This is a genomic window from Gemmobacter lanyuensis (assembly GCF_014652355.1).
GTDB classification, from domain to species: Bacteria; Pseudomonadota; Alphaproteobacteria; order Rhodobacterales; family Rhodobacteraceae; genus Gemmobacter; species Gemmobacter lanyuensis.
In genome coordinates, this window is the sequence record NZ_BMYQ01000006.1 from 24,803 (window position 1) to 45,117 (window position 20,315).

The 20,315-nt window shown below is 63.5% G+C and carries 18 protein-coding genes; 7 read left to right on the plus strand and 11 right to left on the minus strand.

Annotated elements, in window-relative coordinates:
- Window positions 1-111: 111 nt before the first annotated feature.
- Window positions 112-894: a RadC family protein gene (gene radC, locus IE101_RS10920; protein WP_189633872.1), complete on the plus strand. Its 783-nt coding sequence runs from the start codon at window positions 112-114 to the stop codon at window positions 892-894.
- On the opposite strand, the gene IE101_RS10925 is transcribed toward radC, so the two are convergent.
- From IE101_RS10925 to secA, 3 genes are all read right to left on the minus strand, one after another.
- Window positions 872-2,392: a phosphate ABC transporter substrate-binding/OmpA family protein gene (locus tag IE101_RS10925; protein WP_189633873.1), complete on the minus strand. Its 1,521-nt coding sequence runs from the start codon at window positions 2,390-2,392 to the stop codon at window positions 872-874. The genes radC and IE101_RS10925 overlap by 23 nt on opposite strands.
- 25 nt (window positions 2,393-2,417) lie before the next feature.
- Window positions 2,418-3,341, minus strand: a complete 924-nt coding sequence (locus tag IE101_RS10930; protein ID WP_189633874.1) for a hypothetical protein — start codon at window positions 3,339-3,341, stop codon at window positions 2,418-2,420.
- 125 nt (window positions 3,342-3,466) lie between these two features.
- Window positions 3,467-6,184, minus strand: coding sequence for a preprotein translocase subunit SecA (gene secA, locus IE101_RS10935; RefSeq protein WP_189633875.1), 2,718 nt, complete (start codon window positions 6,182-6,184; stop codon window positions 3,467-3,469).
- Window positions 6,185-6,372: 188 nt separating this feature from the next.
- On the opposite strand from secA, the gene IE101_RS10940 reads away from it, so the two are divergent.
- The 4 genes from IE101_RS10940 to IE101_RS20000 all read left to right on the plus strand — a co-directional run bounded on the left by IE101_RS10940 (window position 6,373) and on the right by IE101_RS20000 (window position 9,336).
- Entirely contained in the window at window positions 6,373-7,221 is an 849-nt protein-coding gene (locus tag IE101_RS10940) for a peptidylprolyl isomerase (RefSeq protein ID WP_308429870.1), read from the plus strand.
- A 27-nt stretch (window positions 7,222-7,248) separates the two neighbouring features.
- Window positions 7,249-8,634, plus strand: coding sequence for a bifunctional glutamate N-acetyltransferase/amino-acid acetyltransferase ArgJ (argJ, locus tag IE101_RS10945; RefSeq protein ID WP_189633876.1), 1,386 nt, complete (start codon window positions 7,249-7,251; stop codon window positions 8,632-8,634).
- Between the two features lie 58 nt (window positions 8,635-8,692).
- A complete protein-coding gene (mutT, locus tag IE101_RS10950; protein ID WP_189633877.1) occupies window positions 8,693-9,091 on the plus strand; it encodes an 8-oxo-dGTP diphosphatase MutT in 399 nt (132 codons plus the stop codon).
- A gap of 110 nt (window positions 9,092-9,201) precedes the next feature.
- Window positions 9,202-9,336, plus strand: a complete 135-nt coding sequence (locus IE101_RS20000) for a hypothetical protein (protein ID WP_268247280.1) — start codon at window positions 9,202-9,204, stop codon at window positions 9,334-9,336.
- Between the two features lie 89 nt (window positions 9,337-9,425).
- Here IE101_RS20000 and infB read toward each other — a convergent pair whose 3' ends face one another.
- The 7 genes from infB to pip all read right to left on the minus strand — a co-directional run bounded on the left by infB (window position 9,426) and on the right by pip (window position 17,754).
- On the minus strand, window positions 9,426-12,020 hold the full coding sequence (gene infB / locus IE101_RS10955) for a translation initiation factor IF-2 (RefSeq protein ID WP_189633878.1): 2,595 nt from the start codon (window positions 12,018-12,020) through the stop codon (window positions 9,426-9,428).
- Window positions 12,017-12,661 (minus strand): RNA-binding protein, encoded by a 645-nt coding sequence (locus tag IE101_RS10960; RefSeq protein ID WP_189633879.1) that lies wholly within the window; start codon window positions 12,659-12,661, stop codon window positions 12,017-12,019. Before IE101_RS10960 ends, infB begins: the two co-directional genes overlap by 4 nt.
- Window positions 12,662-12,681: 20 nt before the next feature.
- Window positions 12,682-14,298, minus strand: a complete 1,617-nt coding sequence (gene nusA / locus IE101_RS10965; RefSeq protein WP_189633880.1) for a transcription termination factor NusA — start codon at window positions 14,296-14,298, stop codon at window positions 12,682-12,684.
- Between the two features lie 17 nt (window positions 14,299-14,315).
- Window positions 14,316-14,930: a ribosome maturation factor RimP gene (rimP, locus tag IE101_RS10970; RefSeq protein ID WP_189633881.1), complete on the minus strand. Its 615-nt coding sequence runs from the start codon at window positions 14,928-14,930 to the stop codon at window positions 14,316-14,318.
- A gap of 219 nt (window positions 14,931-15,149) precedes the next feature.
- Window positions 15,150-16,136 carry a TerC family protein gene (locus IE101_RS10975; protein WP_189633882.1) on the minus strand — a complete coding sequence of 329 codons (987 nt, stop codon included), beginning with the start codon at window positions 16,134-16,136 and terminating at the stop codon, window positions 15,150-15,152.
- Between the two features lie 144 nt (window positions 16,137-16,280).
- Window positions 16,281-16,766: a tryptophan-rich sensory protein TspO gene (gene tspO / locus IE101_RS10980; protein WP_189633883.1), complete on the minus strand. Its 486-nt coding sequence runs from the start codon at window positions 16,764-16,766 to the stop codon at window positions 16,281-16,283.
- Between the two features lie 4 nt (window positions 16,767-16,770).
- Complete coding sequence (gene pip, locus IE101_RS10985; RefSeq protein ID WP_189633884.1) at window positions 16,771-17,754, minus strand: prolyl aminopeptidase; 984 nt, start codon at window positions 17,752-17,754, stop codon at window positions 16,771-16,773.
- Between the two features lie 53 nt (window positions 17,755-17,807).
- Between pip and ubiG the strand changes: the two genes are divergently transcribed.
- Both ubiG and IE101_RS10995 read left to right on the plus strand, forming a co-directional pair.
- Window positions 17,808-18,542 carry a bifunctional 2-polyprenyl-6-hydroxyphenol methylase/3-demethylubiquinol 3-O-methyltransferase UbiG gene (ubiG, locus tag IE101_RS10990; protein WP_189633885.1) on the plus strand — a complete coding sequence of 245 codons (735 nt, stop codon included), beginning with the start codon at window positions 17,808-17,810 and terminating at the stop codon, window positions 18,540-18,542.
- Window positions 18,543-19,481 (plus strand): Lnb N-terminal periplasmic domain-containing protein, encoded by a 939-nt coding sequence (locus IE101_RS10995; protein WP_189633886.1) that lies wholly within the window; start codon window positions 18,543-18,545, stop codon window positions 19,479-19,481.
- On the opposite strand, the gene IE101_RS11000 is transcribed toward IE101_RS10995, so the two are convergent.
- Window positions 19,474-20,232 (minus strand): calcium-binding protein, encoded by a 759-nt coding sequence (locus IE101_RS11000; protein WP_189633887.1) that lies wholly within the window; start codon window positions 20,230-20,232, stop codon window positions 19,474-19,476. The genes IE101_RS10995 and IE101_RS11000 overlap by 8 nt on opposite strands.
- Window positions 20,233-20,315: the final 83 nt, after the last annotated feature.

Consider the following 20,315-nt stretch of genomic DNA (forward strand, 5'->3'; position numbering starts at 1 on the left):
GGGGGCTGTCTGCCCCCACGGCCCCTGCGGGGCCTTCCCCCGAGGATATTTCGGCCAAGATGAAAGGGCGCCGTTAAGCCCCTGTTTACCATTCGGGCGCAGCCTAGGGTCATGCGCCAGAATCGATCACACCCCCCCAGTTTCGCCGAAGCGCCCCTGCCGCTGTTTCCTTCGCCTGCGGAGGAGGATGAGGCCGTCTTGCCCGTGCAGGCGGGGCGCCTGCCGTCCTATATCGCCGATCACCGCAAGCGGCTGAGGGCGCGGTTCATGGAGGGGGGGGCTGCGGCGATGCCGGATTATGAATTGCTGGAGCTGGTGCTGTTTCGCGCCATTCCCAGGCAGGATGTGAAGCCGCTGGCCCGGCGCCTGCTGGATACATTTGGTGATTTCAACCGAGTGATCACAGCGCCTGTGGCGCGGCTGATGGCGCTGCACGGGGTGGGCGAGGCCGTGGTGCAGGAGCTGAAGATCGTCGAGGCCGCGGCGCAGCGGATGGCGCGGGCGCGGGTGATGCAGCGTCCGATCCTGTCCAGCTGGGATGCCTTGCTGGATTACTGCCACACCGCCATGGCGCATCGCGAGACCGAGCAGTTCCGCATCCTGTTTCTGGACCGCAAGAATGTTCTGATCGCGGATGAGGAACAGGCACGTGGCACGGTGGACCATGTGCCGGTCTATCCGCGCGAGGTGGTGAAGCGGGCGCTGGAGCTGAATGCCTCGGCCTTTATCCTGGTGCATAACCACCCGTCAGGTGACCCGACGCCTTCGGAGGCCGATATCGCAATGACCCATCAGATCCAGACCGCGGCCGAGGCCTTGGGGATCACCTTGCACGACCATCTTATCATCGGAAAGGAGCGTGAGCTGAGTTTCAGGGCATATCGCTATCTATAGCGCCTTGCGGGCGCAGCCACAGTTCCACCCGCCGGTTGGCGCGACGTCCGGCGGCGGTGGTGTCGCAGGCCATGGGCAGCGCCTCGCCAAAGGCCATGACGCGGGGCATGGTCTGATCCTCGGGCAGGTCGGGCAGGGCGGCGGCGAGGGCGGTGGCCACGCCGATGGCGCGGCTTTCCGAAAGCTGCAGATTGGCGGTCGGATCGCCCGAACCATCCGAGAAGCCTGCGAGGATGACCTCTTGCCCCTTGAAGGCATCCACCGCCAGCAGCTGCGCGAGGAGGGTCAGGTTTTCCTGCGACCGGGCGTCCAGTGTGCTGGAACCATCTTCGAAGCGGAAGGTCAGGGAGGATCGGCTGGCGCCCGTCATCACTTCGGCAAGGCGCTTGAGATCTTCCAGCGGCACGTCCTTGCCTGCGCCCTTGATCGCGTTCAACAGGCGCAGGCCATCGGCTGTCAGCGGCACGGTTTCTGGGGCCTGATCGACAAAGCCTGCGGCGGCCACGGCGGTCTGCGCGGCGGGGTGGTCGAGAAACTCCAGAAACTCGCGCGCGAAGAGCGGGAGGCGGCGGCGCGGGGTCAGCAGCTGCACTGGCAGGGTCAGCGGGTAATCCTCGGCCTTGACCGAGGCGCGGTCGGGCAGCAGCGGGAAATCGCAGCTGTCGGTCAGGGGCAGGGTGCGGGCCGTGCCGCGGGCGGATTGGCCCGTCACGGCGAGCGCCCAGGGGTCGCGCGCCACGGCCTCGGCCAGATCGGCGGCGGTGTCATGTTCCACCAGCGCGAGGATATCGCGGCCAAGCCGTTTTGCCAGCGCCTCTTGCAACGAGGTGTCGCGGCGCAGGGCATGCAGGGCAATGGGCATGTCGGGGCCGCCCAGCTCTTTCCAGTTTCGCAGCTTGCCCGAGAGGGCCGCCGCCAGATCGGGGGTCGAGATGCGCGGATGCAGGTTATCCTGCGAGACGATGGGGACCAGTGCATCCAGCGCCATGGCCCGGCTGCCGAACCCCTTGTCCGCCGTCAGCGACACGGCCAGATCGGCGCGGCCATCCAGCAGGGCGCTGCGGGCGTCCTCGGGCGGGGCGGGCAGGAATGAGATCTTGGCCAGCGCCTGACCTGTGCCGGGATCGGTGATTTCGGTCACGAAACCCGCATCTTGCGGTCGGGTTTCGATCTTTAGCCCGCGGGTGGCGGCATAGGCGGCGAACAGGCCGGGCAGCAGGCGGTTGCCCTGTTCCCCGGCGCCGGTGATGCGCAGTACGGCCAGCGTTGCGGTCAGATCTGGGCAGCCGGGGCCATCACAGATGACGCCTTCGCCGTCGATGGTCAGTGGGCCATAGCGGCTGTCCACCCGGTAGAATTCGCCATCATAGCTGAGCAGCGCCCCGTCGATCGACAAAGACCCGTCGCGCGCCGTCAGGGTCACATCCTGTGCCGCGACGCTGCCGCCCCAAAATGAGAACGCGGCGAAAACCGCCGCGCACCAGATCTTCCCGCGCATTCGAACCCTGCAAATTGGCTGGTCGTTACCTAGCAGCAAGTTTCATCGCGGGCACGATGTTTTTCAACACCACGATATCGCCGGTCGCGGCGCATTCGGGCATGGCGAGCGTCAGTTCGTTGATCGCGACCTGCCCGCCGATGGCGCTGATGGTTTCGCCCAGCAGTTCATGGCCGCAGGTGTCTTCGGTGACGGCGGCCTCGACCACGACCTCGGCGCCGCCATTGGCGGGGAAGGTGTAGATTTCCGCCAGCATCGGCAGATCGACTGAGGCGTCGCCGATCAGCGACAGGAAGCCGGACTGCGCCTTCATCCCCGGCGCGGGGCGTTGCGGCGCCGCGGCCGAAACATGGCCGGGCTGACCGTAATCCGCCCCGTTTTCAAAGGCATGCACCTGAAAGGCATCAGCATCGAGCCATTGCACCCCGAACCGCTGTACGGCGGCGGCGTCGGGCATGTCGATGGCGGCGCTGATTTTTTCGCCATCCGGGAAGGCAAGCTCGACTTTGGCCTTTACCTCAAGCGCGGGCAGGTCGATGAACAGGGCACCATTCGCGGTGGTGCGCGCCGTCACCGCAAGCCCCGCATGTTTCAGAACGACCCGCTGATCGGCCCGGCAGGGCGCTGACAGGGTGATTCCGATCATCGCATTTTCATCGGCCATGAGCTCCAGCTGCTCAGGGCAGGCGGATGCCGTGCTTGCGGGCGCCACCGAGGTGGCCGGTGCTGTTGCAGCAGGTTTGGCATCGGTCGGCAGACTGGCAGCAGGCAGGGCAGAGGGGGCCGGAAGGTCGGCCTCTGCGGCAAGCTGTTCGATCTTGATGGGTTGCGGCTGCGCCTTGCCTGCAATGGCCGCGGGGCCTGCCGAGCGGGACTGCACGAAATGACCTGCGCCCAATCCGACGGCGACAAGCGTAATGGCAAGGGCGAGGCGGCGTTGCAGGTTCATCAGGACCACTCCACATCAATCAATGCGTGAGGGTTATCGGCAGATTCGGGCCAATCGGTGGCGAAAACGCGGAATGTTTCCAGCGTTGCAAAGACCTGCGGGGGCCGAAGCCCCCGCAGCGCGGATCAGGCCAGACGGCCGTGACAATGTTTGAACTTCTCACCCGAGCCGCAGGGGCAGGGATCATTGCGCGACGGGTTGCCCCAGGTCGAGGGATCGGCCTCATTGAAGCCTGCGACCGCGGCAGGGACCGGTTCGGGGGCGGCGGGCGCGGGTTCGGCCGGGGTTTCCACCGGTTCGCCCTGGGCCGCGCGCTGCTGGGCCAGATACTGGGCCATCATCGCCTGCTGTTCCTCGGGCGTGATCGGGCGGATCAGCGAGAGCTTTTGCGTCACATCGGCGCGCAGCCCTTCAAGCATGTTCTCGAACAGGGTGAAGGCCTCGGTCTTGTATTCCGACAGCGGGTCGCGCTGTGCATAGCCGCGGAAGCCCACGACCGAGCGCAGATGTTCCAGCCGCAGCAGGTGGTCCCGCCACTTGCCGTCGATCGTCTGCAGCAGCAGCTGCTTTTCGATCGAGCGCATGGTCTCGGGTCCGAAGGCCTCAAGCTTCTTGGCCATCAGTTCGTCCGAAGCCTTTTCCAGACGTTCGCGGATCACGTCCTGATCCACGCCCTCTTCCTTGGCCCAGTCGATCACCTTGACGTCAAGGCCCAGCTTTTCGATGCAGGCAGCATAGAGGCCGGGGGTGTTCCACTGTTCGGCATAGCTCTTGGCGGGCAGGAATTCCTCGACCAGATCGTCGATCACCTGATAGCGCATGTCCTGAACGATTTCAGACAGGTCTTCGGCTTCCATGATCTCGAGCCGCTGGCTGAAGATCGCCTTGCGCTGATCGTTCATCACGTCGTCGAACTTGAGCAGCTGCTTGCGGATGTCGAAGTTGCGGCCTTCGACCTTGGCCTGCGCGCGTTCCAGCGACTTGTTCACCCAAGGGTGAACGATGGCCTCGCCCTCTTTCATGCCCAGCTTCGACAGCACGCTGTCAAGCCGCTCCGACCCGAAGATCCGCATGAGATCATCTTCCAGCGACAGGAAGAACGAGGACCGGCCCGGGTCGCCCTGACGGCCTGAACGGCCGCGCAGCTGGTTGTCGATGCGGCGGCTTTCATGGCGTTCGGTGCCCAGAACGAACAGACCGCCCGCCTCCAGCACGCGGCGCTTTTCTTCGGCATGTTCGGCTTCGACCTGCGCGCGCACCTCATCGGGGTGCAGGTGCGGATCGGCGGCGATGGCCTGCATCACCTTCATTTCGACATTGCCGCCCAGCTGGATGTCGGTGCCGCGGCCGGCCATGTTGGTGGCGATGGTCACAGCGCCGAACTTGCCCGCATCGGCAACGATCTGGGCTTCCTGTTCATGCTGACGGGCGTTCAGCACATTGTGCGGAATGCCATCCTTGCGGAGCAGGTCTGAAAGGAATTCCGATTTCTCGATCGAGGTGGTCCCGACAAGGATCGGCTGGCCCTTGGCGTGGGCCTCTTTGATCACGGCGACGATGCCGTCGTATTTTTCACGCGCGGTGCGATAGACCTGATCGTGGTCATCCTTGCGCTGCACCGGGCGGTTCGTCGGCACTTCGACCACGCCCAGCTTGTAGATTTCCATGAATTCCTCGGCCTCGGTCAGGGCCGTGCCGGTCATGCCTGCCAGCTTGTTGTAGAGGCGGAAGTAGTTCTGGAAGGTCACCGAGGCGAGCGTGACGTTTTCCGGCTGGATCGCAACGCCTTCTTTCGCCTCGATCGCCTGGTGCAGACCGTCCGAAAGGCGGCGGCCCCGCATCATGCGGCCGGTGAATTCGTCGATCAGCATCACCTCGCCATCGCGGACGATATAGTTCTGATCGCGATGGAAGAGCTTATGCGCCCGCAACGCCTGGTTCAGGTGGTGAACCAGCGTGGTGCTTTCTGGATCATAAAGCGTCTGGCCATCGGGCAGCAGGCCAAGCTGCTGGAGGCGACGCTCGAAATGCTCGTTGCCCTCTTCGGTGAAGGTGGCATTGCGGGCCTTTTCGTCCAGCGTGAAATGCGCCTCGGTCAGTTCGGGCATAAGCGCATCGACCTTTTGATACAGGTCGCTGCGGTCCTGCGACGGACCCGAGATGATGAGCGGCGTGCGCGCCTCGTCGATCAGGATGCTGTCCACCTCGTCGACGATGGCGTAGAAATGGCCGCGCTGTGCCATTTCCTCGATGCTGCCCTTCATGTTGTCGCGCAGGTAATCGAAGCCGAGCTCGTTGTTGGTGGCATAGGTGATGTCGGCGCGATAGGCCGCGCGCTTTTCGGCATCGGGCTGATAGGGGTAGACGACCCCGCAGGTCAGGCCGAGCGCGTTATAGACCTTGCTCATCCATTCAGAGTCGCGCTTGGCGAGGTAGTCGTTGACGGTCACGACATGCACGCCCTTGCCCGCCAGCGCGTTCAGATAGGCGGGGAAGGTTGCCATGAGGGTCTTGCCCTCACCCGTTTTCATTTCGGCGATATTGCCCTGATGCAGGAAGATCCCCGCTTTCAGCTGCACATCGAAGGCGCGCAGGCCAAGCGCCCGGCGCGCGGCTTCGCGGCAATTCGCGAAGGCTTCGGGCAGGATGCTGTCGAGGCTTTCGCCCTTGTTCTGCACGCGGTCTTGCAGCGTGCGGGTGCGCGCGATCAGACCGTCGTCCGACAGGGCCTGAAACTCCGGCTCAAGCGCATTGATCTTCGCGACCAGGGGGCGAACCGATTTGACCTTGCGGTCGTTCGGGGTGCCAAAAACCTTGCGCGCTAGCGTTCCGAGACCAAGCATGTTTTCTCCGGTGTCCCGTTGCTGACAACATCGTGCAGGCGAGAGGCCTTGCCCGCCTCACCCAGCTTTCATAGAAGAACCCGGAAAGGCGCGAAGGTGCCCCGTCTCGCGCGACCTTCGCGATGTAAGGGGCTGTCCGCGTCAAGTCAACGTGGCGCATAACGCGACCCCATCAGGAGACGGTGATCATGGCGAAAATGACAACATTCCTCGGTGCCTTCGCACTGGGTATGGGGCTGCTGGCTGGCCCGACCCTGGCCGAGGATCTGACCGCCGCAACCGTGGTGGCCACCGTCAACGGCAAAGAGATCACCCTGGGCCAGATGATCGCCACCCGCGCGGGCCTGCCGGCGCAGTATCAAACCCTGCCCGATGACGTGCTTTTCAAGGGGATTCTCGACCAGCTTGTCCAGCAGACCACGCTGCAGCAGGACATGGAGCCGCGTCTGACCAAGCGTCAGGTGCTGGAGCTGGAAAACAACCACCGCTCGGCCGTGGCGGCCATGGCGCTGGACGGGATCGTCAAGACCGCCGTCACCGATGAGGCGATCCAGGCGGCCTATGATGCCCGCTATACCAACTTCCAGCCGGGCACCGAATATCATGCGGCCCATATCCTCGTGGATAGCGAGGACAAGGCCTATGATATCCTCGATCAGATCGAAGGTGGTGTCGAATTTGCGGATGCTGCCAAAACGCATGGCACCGATGGCACCGCGGCCTCGGGCGGGGATCTGGGCTGGTTCGGTGAGGGCATGATGGTCAAGCCCTTCGAAGAGGCCGTGATGTCGATGAAGGCGGGCGAGCTGAAAGGCCCGATCAAGACCGAATTCGGTTGGCACCTGATCAAGCTGCTGGAAACGCGCGCCACCCAAGCCCCCAAGCTGGATGACGTGCGCGAAGAGCTGGCGCAAGAGCTGGAACAGAAGGCCGTCGCCGCCCGTCTGGAAGAGCTGACGAAGATCACCGAGATCGAAAAGCCTGGCGAGGGGATTGACCCGGCCGTGCTGAAGGATGAAACCCTTCTGGACAAATGATCCCACGGGCAAGCGGGGAGACACGCCATGGCCAAAACCGACTGGAAAGCCGAAGCAAAGGCTTTGAAGAAAAAGCTCAAGAAGAAAGTCGAGAAATTGACGGCCGAACTGGATGAGCTGCGCGGTGAGGTCACGGAAACGGTGGGTGAGGTCGTCGCAGCCGTGGCCGCCAAAGCTGCCAAGCCCGTCTCTCCGCTTGCGCCGGACCGCTTTCCCGAACTGCCGGTGATCAAGGGCGCGTCCTTCGCCGCCATTGGCGCGGGCATCAAGTATCAGAACCGCAAGGATGTGATGCTGGTGCATCTGGCGCCGGGCACCGCGATGGCCGGGGTTTTCACCCGGTCCTCGACCCGGTCGGGCTGCGTGCGCGACTGTCAGGACAAGCTGGCGCTGAAGGTGCCGGAAGGCGCCGGTGCGGCCATTGTCGTGAACTCGGGCAATTCCAACGCCTTTACCGGCAAGGTGGGCGACAAGGCCGTGGCCGAGGTCACGGGCAGCGTTGCCGCCGCCCTGGGCCTGCCGGCAAGCCGCGTCTTTTCCTCTTCGACCGGCGTGATCGGCGAACCGCTGCCCTTTGAAAAGATCACCGCCGTCGTGCCCGCCCTTGTGGCCGACCTGCGCGAGGAATCGATTCAGATGGCCGCAGAGGCCATCATGACCACCGACACCTTCCCCAAGGGCGCCTGCGCCGTGGTTGAGGGCGAAGGTGGTCCGATCCATATCTCGGGCATCGCCAAAGGCTCGGGCATGATCGCGCCGGATATGGCGACGATGCTTGTCTATATCTTCACCGATGCGAAGATCAGCCCGGCGAACCTGCAAAAGATCCTGTCGCGCAACGTGGATGAGACGTTCAATTCCATCACCGTGGATAGCGATACCTCGACCTCGGACACGCTGCTGATTGCCGCGACCGGCACCAGCGCTGCCGCCGAGGTGAAAGCCGGTCCCGTCGCCAAAGCCTTTGAAGAGGCGCTGCGCGGCGTGATGATGAACCTTGCCCATCAGGTGATCCGCGATGGCGAGGGCGCGACGAAGTTCGTCGAAATCCGCGTCACCGGCGCCGCCAGCCCGGAAGATGCGCTGCGCGTGGGCAAGGCGATTGCCGACAGCCCGCTGGTGAAAACCGCGCTGGCGGGGCAGGACCCGAACTGGGGCCGCATCGTCGCCGCGATCGGCAAATCCGGTGCCCAAGCCGACCGCGACCGCCTGCGGATCACCTTTGGCGATCTGCTTGTGGCGGACAAAGGCTGGCGCAACCCGGCCTACCGCGAAGAGGACGGTGCCGCCTATTTCCGCCGGTCCGAACTGGTGATCGGCGTCGATCTGGGGCTGGGCCGGGCCAAGCGCACCATCTGGACCTGCGATCTGACCAGCCGCTATATCGAAATCAACGCCGACTACCGGTCCTGAGATCGCCATTCGACCGCCGCCCCGTTGGGCGGTGGTCCCCCAAACGGGATAGCTACGGATGAAGGTTCTTCTTGTCGCAGCGGTGGCGCTGATCGATGCAGATGGGCGTGTGCTGCTGGCCCAACGCCCCGAGGGCAAATCCCTCGCGGGACTGTGGGAATTTCCCGGCGGGAAGGTCGAACCCGGTGAGACCCCCGAGGCCTGCCTGATTCGCGAACTGAAGGAAGAGCTGGGCATCGACACCTGGAAAAGCTGCCTTGCCCCGCTGACCTTTGCCAGCCACACCTATGAAGACTTCCACCTGCTGATGCCGCTTTATGCCTGCCGTCGATGGGAAGGTGTCCCCATGGGCGCGGAAGGGCAACGAATCGCCTGGGTTCGGGCCGCCAATCTCAAGGACTATCCAATGCCCCCTGCAGACATTCCCCTGATCCCGATCTTGCGGGATTGGTTATGAATGCGGCAGACCTATCCATTTGATAACCAAATTATGGCGAATTTATTATTCCCCTTTTAACCACCATGGGTTTATCCTTCTCTTATGAGTTGCATCATGGGGGGAAACAGATGCTGCGGACCATCGCTTTGGGGAAGTATCACTCGGTTCAGGGAATCGTTGTCGGCAAGACGAATGACGGCAAGCTTATGGTGCGCGTCGATGGCAAGACCTTCGTCGGCTACCCGGTCACCGCGACCAAATAAAGCGCCGCGCCTCTGCGGGATTACGCCTGAGAAATAGGAAAGGCCGGGTTTTCACCCGGCCTTTGTGTTTTCCGAAGGGGCAGGCAAGCTCAGTCGAGCTTGCGCTGCACTTCCTCGCGTTCGAAGATCTCGATGACGTCGCCTGCGCGCACATCTTCGTAGCGCTCGAAGGCCATGCCGCATTCCTGACCGGACTGCACTTCCTTGACCTCGTCCTTGAAGCGTTTGAGCGTCTTGAGCGTGCCTTCGTGGATCACTACGTTGTCGCGCAGCAGACGCACCCCGGCCGAACGGCGGGCAATGCCTTCGGTGACCAGACAGCCTGCGACGTTGCCCACGCCGGTGATGCGGAAGACCTCTTGGATCTTCGCGTAACCGATGAAGTTCTCGCGCACTTCGGCCTTGAGCAGGCCCGAAGCCGCCGCCTTGATGTCGTCGATCAGGTCATAGATGATCGAGTAGTAGCGGATCTCCACGCCCTTTTGCTGGGCCGCATTGCGGGCCGTCGCATTGGCGCGGACGTTGAAGCCGATGACCGGGGCCTTGCTGGCTTCGGCCAGACCCACGTCCGAATCGGTGATCGCACCGACGCCATAGTGAAGCACGCGCACACGGACCTCGTCGTTGCCGACCTTTTCCAGCGCCTGGACGATCGCCTCGGCAGAACCCTGCACGTCGGCCTTCACCAGAACCGGCAGTTCCGACACATCGGCATCGGCCTTGGCCTTGGCCATGAGCTGTTCCAGCGTGGTGGCGGCACCAGCCGCTGCGCGCTTGTCTTTGGCGGCTTGCTCACGGTAGTCCGCGATTTCGCGGGCTTGTGCCTCGGTTGCGACCACGTTCAGCACGTCACCCGCTTCGGGGGTGCCGTTCAGGCCTAGCACCTCGACGGGAACTGAAGGACCGGCTTCCGTGACGGTTTCGCCCTTGTCGTTCAGCAGCGCGCGAACCTTGCCCCACTTCTCGCCGACGACGAAGATGTCGCCTTTCTTGAGCGTGCCGTTCTGCACCAGAACGGTGGCAACCGGGCCGCGGCCCACATCGAGCTTGGCCTCGATCACCGCGCCCATGGCGGGGCGGTTCGGGTTGGCCTTCAGCTCGAGGATCTCTGCCTGCAGCGCGATGGCTTCGAGCAACTCGGGCAGGCCCTTGCCGGTCTTGGCCGAAACCTCGACGTCCTGCACTTCACCCGACATCTGTTCGACGACGACTTCATGTTGCAGCAGGTCGGTGCGCACCTTTTGCGGGTTCGCATCGGGCTTGTCGCATTTGTTGATCGCCACGATCATCGGCACATTGGCGGCCTTGGCGTGGTTGATCGCCTCGATGGTCTGCGGCATCACGGCGTCATCGGCCGCAACCACCAGCACCACGATATCCGTCACCTGGGCGCCGCGGGCGCGCATCGAGGTGAAGGCGGCGTGGCCGGGCGTGTCGAGGAAGGACACAAGGCTGCCATTCGGGGTTTTCACCTGATAGGCGCCGATGTGTTGCGTAATGCCGCCGGCTTCGCCCGAGACCACATTGGCCTTGCGGATCGCATCCAGAAGCGAGGTCTTGCCGTGGTCGACGTGGCCCATGATGGTCACGATCGGCGGACGCGACTCCAGGTCTTCTGCCTTGTCCTCGACGGTGTCGATCACCTGTTCCACATCGGCGTCCGAGACGCGGACGGCGCGGTGGCCGAATTCTTCGATGATGATTTCGGCGGTGTCGGCGTCGATGGTCTGGTTCATGTTGACCAGCATGCCCATCTTCATCAGCGCCTTGACAACATCGGCGGCACGTTCGGCCATCCGGTTCGCCAGTTCGCTGACCACGATGGTTTCGGGCAGCTGCACGTCACGCGCCTGCTTTTCGGGCTTCTGGCCGAAGCCCATCGCCTTGTTGCGGGCCTTTTCCTGCTTGCGCTTCATCGAGGCGAGCGAGCGGGTCCGCCCACCTTCGCCATCAAGCGCGGCAGTCAGGGTCAGCTTGCCCGAACGGCGGCCGTCATCGCCCTTGGCCTTCGAATTCCGCTCACGCTCGCGCTCTTCGCGCTCGCGGTCGGTCTTGCGCGGGCTGGTGGGGGCGGCCTTGGCGCCCCCTGCGGGGGTGCGGGTCTCTTCCGCAGCGGCAGGTGCAGCCGGGGCGGGCGCAGCGGCGCCGTCCTTGGCCTTGGGTGCCGGCTGTTCCTTCTGGGCGCTGCGCGGACGCGTGCCCAGGATTTCAGCCTTGCGGGCGGCCGCGGCAGCAGCCTTGGCCTCGGCCTCGGCGCGGGCCTGGCGTTCTTCTTCTTCGGCCTTGGCTTTCAGCGCAGCTTCACGCTCGCGCTCGGCGCGTTCCTTGGCCTCGATCTCTTCGCGGCGGCGCTGGCGATCTTCCTCGCGCTGACGCTCTTCTTCCGCACGGCGTGCGGTATCCTCGGCCTCGCGGGCCTTGGCGGCGCGCAGGGCGGCCAGACGGCGTTCCATCTCGGCGTCAGAAATCCCGGCCGGACGTTTCGAGGGATCGCCCAGATGCGGGGCCGAACCGCCCCCGGCAGCGCCGGGTGCGCCGGGTTTGGGAACCACAACGCGCTTGCGTTTGGTTTCCACCACGACGCTCTTGGTGCGGCCATGTGAGAAGCTCTGCTTCACCTGACCGGGACGCTGGCCAGCGCCGCCACCAAGCCCAAGGGGTTTTTTGCCGTCTGTATCGCTCATGCCGTCTTCGTATCCTCTCCGGCGGTCTCGCCGCCGTCCTGCTGGCCTGCTCCACCCCGGAGCCCTGCCAGCCTTGCCGCTTCCTCTACAACACGGTCGCTGAGTCCACCAGCCGCAAGCGCGCCGTGTATGGCATGTTCCCGGCCGAATGCCAAACCGATTTCCTGTGCGGTCAGACAGCCAATGAACAGACCCGTTTTCTCAGGCGGGCGGAGCTTGGATTTTCCGCGCTCCGATCCGTCGCTGGCCTGGATCAGCACGGTTGCCGTGCCCTTCACCAGCCAGTCCTTCACCTTCTCGTAGCCGGTGACGCCCAGGCCCGCCTTGCGCGCCAGACTTATCAGCTCGACCACGCGCCGGACCAGTTGCCCTTCGATCTGATCTGCCAGACCTAAGGGTGCCTTGACCGGCTGGCGCGCGGCGCGGGCAAAAAGCCCCTTCGCCGCGGCCTTCTCAAGGGCCGCCCGATCGGCGGCCACGTAAAAGCCCCGCCCGGGCAGCCGCCCCAGAACGTCGGGCACCACCATGCCATCCGGCCCTGCCACAAATCGGATGAGGCCGCCCTTCGGCTGGCTTTCACCCGAAACGATGCAGCGCCGTTCCGGTTCGTCCCGTTCGTCCTTGCGACCCCCGCGCGTCACGCGTCGTCCTCCGAGGCCGATCAGGCCTCGGCCTCCTCGTTATCGCCCTCGGCTGCGTCTTCCGCGGCCGATTCCATTTCGGTCGGGTCCACCCAGCCCAGCATAACACGGGCGGTCATGATCAGGGTCTGTGCTTCTTCCAGTGAGACGTCGAATTTTTCGAGCACGCCTTCGTCTTTCTTGCGCTGACCGTTCTCGGTGGTCCAGCCGCCGGCCAGCTCCCAGTCGGCGCAGGTCGCGAAGTCTTCCAGCGTCTTGATGCCGTCCTTGGCCAGCGCCTCGATCATCTGGGGCGTCAGACCCTCGAAGTTGAAGAGGCTGTCTTCCACACCCAGGGCGCGGGCGGTTTCAATCGCCTTGCGGTTCTGTTCCTCGATGTAGTCGCGGGCGCGGGCCTGCAGCTCGTCGGCGGTGCCTTCATCGAAGCCGTCGATCGACAGCAGCTCGTCCTGGTCGACATAGGCGACCTCTTCGAGGTTGGTGAAGCCTTCGGCGACCAGCAGCTGCGCCATCATCTCGTCGATGTCGAGCGTATCCATGAACAGCTTGGTGCGCTCGGCGAATTCGGCCTGGCGACGGGCCGATTCCTCGGCTTCGGTCATGATGTCAATGTCCAGCGCGGTCAGCTGGCTGGCCAGACGCACGTTCTGACCGCGACGGCCGATGGCCAGCGACAGTTGTTCATCCGGAACCACGACTTCGATCTTGCCGGCTTCTTCGTCGAAGACGACCTTCGAGACTTCGGCCGGTTGCAGCGCGTTCACGAGGAAGGTCGCCGTATCGGCGTTCCACGGAATGATGTCGATCTTTTCGCCCTGCAGTTCGTTCACGACGGCCTGCACGCGGCTGCCGCGCATACCGACGCAGGCGCCGACCGGGTCGATCGAGTTGTCGTAGCTGATCACGGCGATCTTGGCGCGCGACCCGGGGTCACGGGCAACGGCCTTGATCTCAATGATGCCGTCATAGATTTCCGGCACTTCCATCTTGAACAGCTCGGCCATGAACTGCGGATCGGTGCGCGACAGGAAGATCTGCGGCCCGCGGGTCTCGCGGCGCACGTCTTTCACATAGCAGCGGATCCGGTCGTTCGGGCGATAGCTTTCGCGGCCGATCTTCTCATTCCGGCGCAGGATGCCCTCGCCGCGGCCGATGTCCACGATGAGATTGCCGTATTCCTCGCGCTTGACGACACCGTTGATGATGGTGCCCTTGCGGTCCTTGAATTCTTCGTACTGACGGTCGCGCTCGGCCTCGCGCACCTTTTGCAGGATGACCTGCTTGGCGCTTTGCGCGGCGATGCGGCCCAGATCGACCGGCGGCACTTCGTCCAGCACCTCGTCGCCGATTTGCGGGTCTTTCAGGTAGGACTTGGCCTGACGGACGGTTAGCTGGGCGTGGTGGTTCTCGAACTCTTCATCCGCGACGACGGTGCGGACGCGGGCAAAGGTGGCACGGCCGGTCTTGCGGTCGATCTTCACGCGGATATCCAGCTCGGCCCCGTAGCGCGACTTGGCGGCACGGGCGAGGCTTTCCTCCATCGCCTGAATGACCAGATCGGGATCGATCATCTTTTCCCGTGCGACCGCTTCGGCGGTTTGCAGCAGTTCCAGCTGGTTCGCAGACGTAATCGCCATGATGTCCTCTTGGCCTGTCAGTGTTTCGTCGCGGGGGCTTCGGAATCGTCTTCCTCATCCCCGTCTTCGGTTTCTTCGATGTCGTCGAACTTCGATTCGTCGATCACGCCCGCCTCTTTGCGCTGGCGCAGCACTTCAGCGATCAGCTCATCGGTGAGCAGCAGTTTCGCGTCCGACAGCCAGTCGAACTTGAGGCCGATGGTGACGGATTCGCCGCCTTCCTCGATCTCGATCAGAACCTCGTCGCCCTCGGTGCCCTGCAGCACACCCTTGAAGCGGCGGCGGCCGTCGATCAACTCGGTCGTTTCGAGGCGGGCCTCGTAATCGACCCACATGTCGAAGTCCTTGAGACGGGTCAGCGGCCGGTCGATCCCGGGCGAGGACACTTCGAGAATGTAATTCTCTTCAATGGGATCCTCGACATCCAGCACCGCCGAGACGGCGGTCGAGCAGGCGGCGCATTCGTCCACCTCGACGCCGCCCTCGGGGCGGTCGACCATGATCTGCAGGGTGCGCGTCTTGCCGCCCATGAGGCGGATGCGGACCAGCTCCAGACCCAGCCCCTCGATGGCGGGGCCGACGATATCCGCCAGGCGGCGGTCGATAGCGGTTTTGGCGATCAGGTCGGTCATTTCGATCCAGTCTAGAGGTAAGCCAAAAAACAAAAAACGGGCGCAAGCGGCCCGTTTGCATCTTTCGGTGGGCTTGCCGGTTTGGACCCGAAAGCGCCGCTGTTGATTGGCATATAGGCCGCTTCTGCCCAAAATGCAAGGGAAGGTTGGAGACGGCACCCGATTTGCCGGGTCGGAACGGGAAAGGCCCGCCCCGGTCGGGGGCGGGCCATCCGGCCATCAGGCCGCGGTCGAGCCGACTTCGTCGTGACGGGTCTTCCAGAGCGAGACCACGATCCCCGCGCCAAGGATGGCGAAGGTGATGCCCAGCGACCACATCGGGGGGAACTTCTCCCAGCCGAAGGCGTCGGCGATGAAGATCTTCGACCCGATGAACACCAGCAGCAGCGACAGCGCGTATTTCAGATAGGCGAAGCGGTGCAGGATCGCCGCCAGAGCGAAGTAGAGGGCGCGCAGGCCCAGGATCGCGAAGATGTTCGAGGTATAGACGATGAACGGGTCGGTCGTGATGGTGAAGACGGCCGGTACCGAATCCACCGCGAAGATCAGGTCGGCGAATTCGATCATCACCAGCGCAAGGAACAGCGGCGTCGCATAGCGGACCAGCTTGCCGGTGGTGGGGTGGGGCTTCTTCACGAAAAAGTCGTGGCCGTGCAGGTCATCAGTCACATGGAACCAGCGCTTCATCAGCTTCAGCATGGGGTTGCTGTGCAGGTCATGCTCTTTTTCCGAAGAAAACAGCATCTTGATGCCGGTCAGCACCAGGAAGACCGCAAAGACATAGAGAACCCAGTGATAGGAGGCCACGATGGTGGCGCCCAGACCGATCATGATGCCGCGCAACACGATCACCCCGAGGATACCCCAGAACAGCACCCGGTGCTGATATTCCCGCGGGATCGCGAAGAAGCCGAAGATCAGCGCGATGACAAAGATGTTGTCGAGCGCCAGCGTCTTTTCCACCACAAAGGCCGTCAGATACTGCGCCGTCGCGGTGCTGCCCAGCTGCCACCAGACAAAGCCCGAAAAGCCTACCCCCAGCGCGATATAGAGCGCCGACATCTTGAGGCTTTCGGCCACGCCGATTTCATGGTCGGTCTTGTTGAAGACCCCAAGGTCCAGCACCAGCAGCGTCAGCACCAGACCGATGAAGAACGCCCACATCCAGATGGGGGTTCCAAGAAAGAGTGTTGTCAGAAGTTCCATAATGACCTCTCGCATGTTCCTGCGTCGAAGTCTGCCGGAAGACGGGCTGACATCGAGCGCACTCGATGCGGTCCGACATCACGGCATTCATACCGTCAGAGGGGCCCGTCCCGCCCTCCAAAGATGTGGTGGGAATTCCGCCTTTCAAGTCCGCGTGATCGGATTTTTTCGCCAGATCCAGATATTCAGCGGCGCGGCCAGCGACAGCCAGGCGGCATAGGGCAGGATCATCACGAAGGCCCAGCCATCCAGCGCCCAGAAGGTCCAGAGCATGCCCAGCACCGCAAAGCACAGCGCCAGCATCACCACCACCGAAAGGCCGATGCGCCGCGCGCCAAAGAACGTCGGGGTCCAAAGCGTGTTCAGCGCGATCTGCAGCGCCCAGAAGGCCATCGCATAGGCATTGCCCGCATGCGGGGCCACCCGCGCGGCGGCAAGGCTCGACAGCACATAGATCGTGGTCCAGGCGATGGGGAACATCCAGTTCTTCGGCCGCCAGTCGGGCTTTTGCAGCCCGTCATACCAGGTGCCGGGTTTGAACATCCACCCGGTCAGCGCCGCAGCCAGGCTTGCGCCCAGAAACAGCAGCGCCAGGGTCCAGTCAAATCCGGCGGTCGTGGTCACATCCATAGTTTCAGCCCCGTATCGCGCTGCTGCGCAGCCCATCCATCACATGTACAAGCTCGGCCGAGATCCCCGGTTCCGAAAGTGCATGTCCGGCAAGCCCCACCATCCGCAGATCGCAGGCCCGCCACCCCTTGGCCAGCCGATGGGCCGATACCGGCGGGCAGATCATGTCAAACCGCCCCTGCACCACCACTGCGCCGATATGTTCGATCCGGTGGCGCTGTTGAAGGATCCAGCCATCGGTTTCAAAGAAACAGCCGTGCTGGAAATAGTGGTTTTCAAGCCGCGAGAAGGCGCGGGCATATTCAGACGGGCTTTCGATATGCGCGCCGTCGGAATGGACCGAGGCCAGCGCATTTTCCCACTGGGCCCAAAGGCGGGCAAAGCGCATTTCCTCAACCATGTTTCCGGAAAAGAGACGCCGGTGATAGGCGGCGACCATATTGCCCCGCTCCTCCTCGGGGATCGGGTCGCAAAACCGGGCCCAAAGTTCGGGGAAGAAGGCGCCCGCGCCGCCGCCGTAGAACCAGTCCAGCTCGGCCTGCGTGCCAAGGAACACGCCGCGCAGCACCATATGGCGCACCCGGCCGGGGTGGGTGATGGCATAGGCCAACGCCAGCGTCGCCCCCCAGCTGCCGCCGAACAGGATGAAGCGGTCGATGCCCAGCAGGCCCCGCAGCGCCTCGATATCGGCGATCAGATCCCAGGTGGTATTTGACAGCACGCTGGCCGTCGGACGGGACCGGCCGCAGCCGCGCTGGTCAAACAGCACGACGCGGTACACCTCGGGATCGAAATAGCGCCGCATTGCCGGGCTGCAGCCGCCGCCCGGCCCGCCATGCAGCACAAGCACCGGAACCCCGCGCGGATTTCCGACTTGTTCCACATAGATGCGATGTCCATCGCCCATGTCGATCTGCCGCTGGTCGAAGGGTTCGATCGGCGGGTAAAGATATTCGACTGCGCGCTTTTGGCCTGATCTGTGATCCATGATGGTACTATATAGGGTTTCAAAGCGATCTGTCACGGCAAGCGGAGGCCCAAATGACCACAACCATCGACCCCGGTGAAGTCGCCAAATTTGAAGCCATGGCTGCCGAATGGTGGGACCCCACCGGCAAGTTCAAGCCTTTGCACCAGATGAACCCCTGCCGGCTGCATTACATCACCAGCCAGATTGCAGCAGAATTTGACCGGAACCTGACCAACCCCCATCCCTTTGCCGGGCTGCGTCTGCTGGATATCGGCTGCGGCGGGGGGCTTTTGTCCGAACCGATGGCGCGGCTGGGGGCCACCGTGGTGGGCGCCGATGCCGCGCCGCGCAACATTCCGGTGGCCCAGCTTCATGCGGAACAATCCGGTCTGACCATCGACTACCGCAACACCACGGCCGAGGCGCTGGCCGAGGCGGGTGAACAGTTTGACGTGGTGCTGAACATGGAGGTGGTCGAACATGTGGCCGATCCACTGGCCTATCTGACCGCCTGTCAACACCTGCTCAAGCCCGGTGGGCTGATGATCTGTTCGACCCTGAACCGCAACGCCAAAAGCTTTGCCATGGCGATCATCGGCGCGGAATGGGTGATGCGCTGGCTGCCCAAGGGCACGCATGACTGGAACAAGTTCATCACCCCGGACGAGCTTTATGACCTGATCCGCCGCGCCGGGCTGGAGCCGGTGGACCGCAAGGGCATGGTCTTCAACCCCGTCAGCTGGAGCTGGAGCCTGTCAAGCCGCGACCTCTCGGTCAATTACGTCACGGCCAGCGTGAAGCGCTGAATGGCATTCTGGCCGCTGCTGATGATCTTTGCCGCCTGGGCAGGCACGGCCATCGCGGTGCAAAAGCCGGGGCGGTGGTGGCTGGTTGCGCTGTTCGCGGCGGGGGTTCTGGCGGTGGCGGGGCTGCGGCTGCTGACGCCCTGGGGCTGGGGCGGTTTCGCCCTGCTGGGTCTGGGCCTCGGCGGCTGGTATCTGTCGCTGCGCCCGCGGGCGGACCGGGACTGGGCGCCCGATGTGGCGCGTATCGTCACCGGCACACGGCAGGGCGAGATCATCACCCTGCACGACATCCGCGATTTCGACTGGATCGATGAGACGCAGGCCCATGAACGCTGGCGCGAGGCCCGCGTCGATCTGACGGGATTGCAGTCGGCCGATCTGTTCACCTCGGTTTGGGACAGCCCTGAGATTGCCCATGTGCTGATCAGCTTCGGTTTTGCCGATGGCCAGCGCCTTGTCTTTTCCGTCGAAATCCGGCGCGAGCAGGGCGAGGTCTTTTCCTCGATCGGCGGGTTCTTCCGCCAGTTCGAGCTGGCGCTGATCGCCGCGACCGAGGCCGATATCATCCAGCTTCGCACCACCCACCGGGGCGAGGATGTGCGGATCTATCCGCTGCGCCTGACCCCCGATCAGCTGCGCCGGCTGTTTCTGGGCTATGTCGATCTGGGCAATCGGCTGGCGGCGCGGCCGCAGTGGTACAATACCATCACGGCCAATTGCACCACGGTGGTATGGCAACTGGCCCGCGCGGTGCATCCGGCCCTGCCGCTGGATGTTAGCGTGCTGCTTTCGGGGCGGCTGCCGGGCTTGCTGCACCGGTTGGGGCTGATCGCGAATGACCGCCCGCTGGACGAGGTGCGCCGCGCCGCCGCAATTACCGAACACGCGCGCAATCTGCCGCCCGAAGCCGGATTTTCTGACGGGATCCGCGCTAGATGAAATCGGCCGCCGTGATCTGTGCGAGACGCACATCCTCGATCAGCACGGTGCCGCCCGCATGGGTGATCAGCACGCCATCGGCATGGTTGGCGCGCTGAAAGCTGCCGGTAATGTCGATCCGGTCGAGGCCGTCCTGAAAATCGGTAATCACATCCGTCCCCGTAGTGCCCGAGCGGAGCAGGAAAGTATCGGCGCCGCTTCCCCCCATCAGCCGGTCATTCCCTGCGCCGCCTTGCAGGCTGTCGTTCCCCGTGCCCCCCTGCAGGACATCGCTGCCGCCATCGCCCATCAGCAGATCGGCTCCGCCATGGCCGCGCATGGTATCATTTCCACCAAAGCCATGCGCATAGTCGCCACTGTCCGAGAGGGAGATCAGATCTGCCCGCGACAGGGCCTGACGCATCAGCGCCAGATCATCGGCATTCGAAAAGGTCCCGATTGCTTCGATCACCTGAAGGGCCGAGACGCGCGCCTCGGTAAATGAAAACACCGCCTGATCCCTGCCGTTGATCGTATCAACACGATAGACCGCCTCGACTGTTCCACCGGTCACGCTGCCCCCGGAAAACTGAAGATCCGGTCCCGCAAAGGCCATGAAGGAAAAGGCATTCATCCCGTAACGGAAATGGTCGGGGAAGTCCGTCCAGCTGGTCGAATGGCCGTTAACCTGTTGGTAACGGTTCACCTGCAACATGTTGTACAGGTTAAAATCCAGGATCGAATATGCCAGGGTTGCAAACAATCTTGCCATCGGACTCTCGCAATCGCGGGTTGTCCGATCATTCGGCCCGTGTATGGCTGCGGGGTCAATTCGCGCAAAGGGATAGCGCGGAT

Excerpts from the sequence above, each read along its gene's own strand:
- IE101_RS20000 (WP_268247280.1), top strand. The coding sequence starts at position 9,202 with ATGCTGCGGACCATCGCTTTGGGGAAGTATCACTCGGTTCAGGGAATC.
- ubiG (WP_189633885.1), top strand. The coding sequence starts at position 17,808 with ATGACCACAACCATCGACCCCGGTGAAGTCGCCAAATTTGAAGCCATG.
- infB (WP_189633878.1), bottom strand. The coding sequence starts at position 12,020 with ATGAGCGATACAGACGGCAAAAAACCCCTTGGGCTTGGTGGCGGCGCT.
- rimP (WP_189633881.1), bottom strand. The coding sequence starts at position 14,930 with ATGACCGACCTGATCGCCAAAACCGCTATCGACCGCCGCCTGGCGGAT.
- mutT (WP_189633877.1), top strand. The coding sequence starts at position 8,693 with ATGAAGGTTCTTCTTGTCGCAGCGGTGGCGCTGATCGATGCAGATGGG.
- IE101_RS10940 (WP_308429870.1), top strand. The coding sequence starts at position 6,373 with ATGGCGAAAATGACAACATTCCTCGGTGCCTTCGCACTGGGTATGGGG.
- IE101_RS10975 (WP_189633882.1), bottom strand. The coding sequence starts at position 16,136 with ATGGAACTTCTGACAACACTCTTTCTTGGAACCCCCATCTGGATGTGG.
- argJ (WP_189633876.1), top strand. The coding sequence starts at position 7,249 with ATGGCCAAAACCGACTGGAAAGCCGAAGCAAAGGCTTTGAAGAAAAAG.
- IE101_RS10930 (WP_189633874.1), bottom strand. The coding sequence starts at position 3,341 with ATGAACCTGCAACGCCGCCTCGCCCTTGCCATTACGCTTGTCGCCGTC.
- pip (WP_189633884.1), bottom strand. The coding sequence starts at position 17,754 with ATGGATCACAGATCAGGCCAAAAGCGCGCAGTCGAATATCTTTACCCG.
- IE101_RS11000 (WP_189633887.1), bottom strand. The coding sequence starts at position 20,232 with ATGGCAAGATTGTTTGCAACCCTGGCATATTCGATCCTGGATTTTAAC.
- tspO (WP_189633883.1), bottom strand. The coding sequence starts at position 16,766 with ATGGATGTGACCACGACCGCCGGATTTGACTGGACCCTGGCGCTGCTG.
- radC (WP_189633872.1), top strand. The coding sequence starts at position 112 with ATGCGCCAGAATCGATCACACCCCCCCAGTTTCGCCGAAGCGCCCCTG.
- IE101_RS10925 (WP_189633873.1), bottom strand. The coding sequence starts at position 2,392 with ATGCGCGGGAAGATCTGGTGCGCGGCGGTTTTCGCCGCGTTCTCATTT.
- IE101_RS10995 (WP_189633886.1), top strand. The coding sequence starts at position 18,543 with ATGGCATTCTGGCCGCTGCTGATGATCTTTGCCGCCTGGGCAGGCACG.
- nusA (WP_189633880.1), bottom strand. The coding sequence starts at position 14,298 with ATGGCGATTACGTCTGCGAACCAGCTGGAACTGCTGCAAACCGCCGAA.
- secA (WP_189633875.1), bottom strand. The coding sequence starts at position 6,184 with ATGCTTGGTCTCGGAACGCTAGCGCGCAAGGTTTTTGGCACCCCGAAC.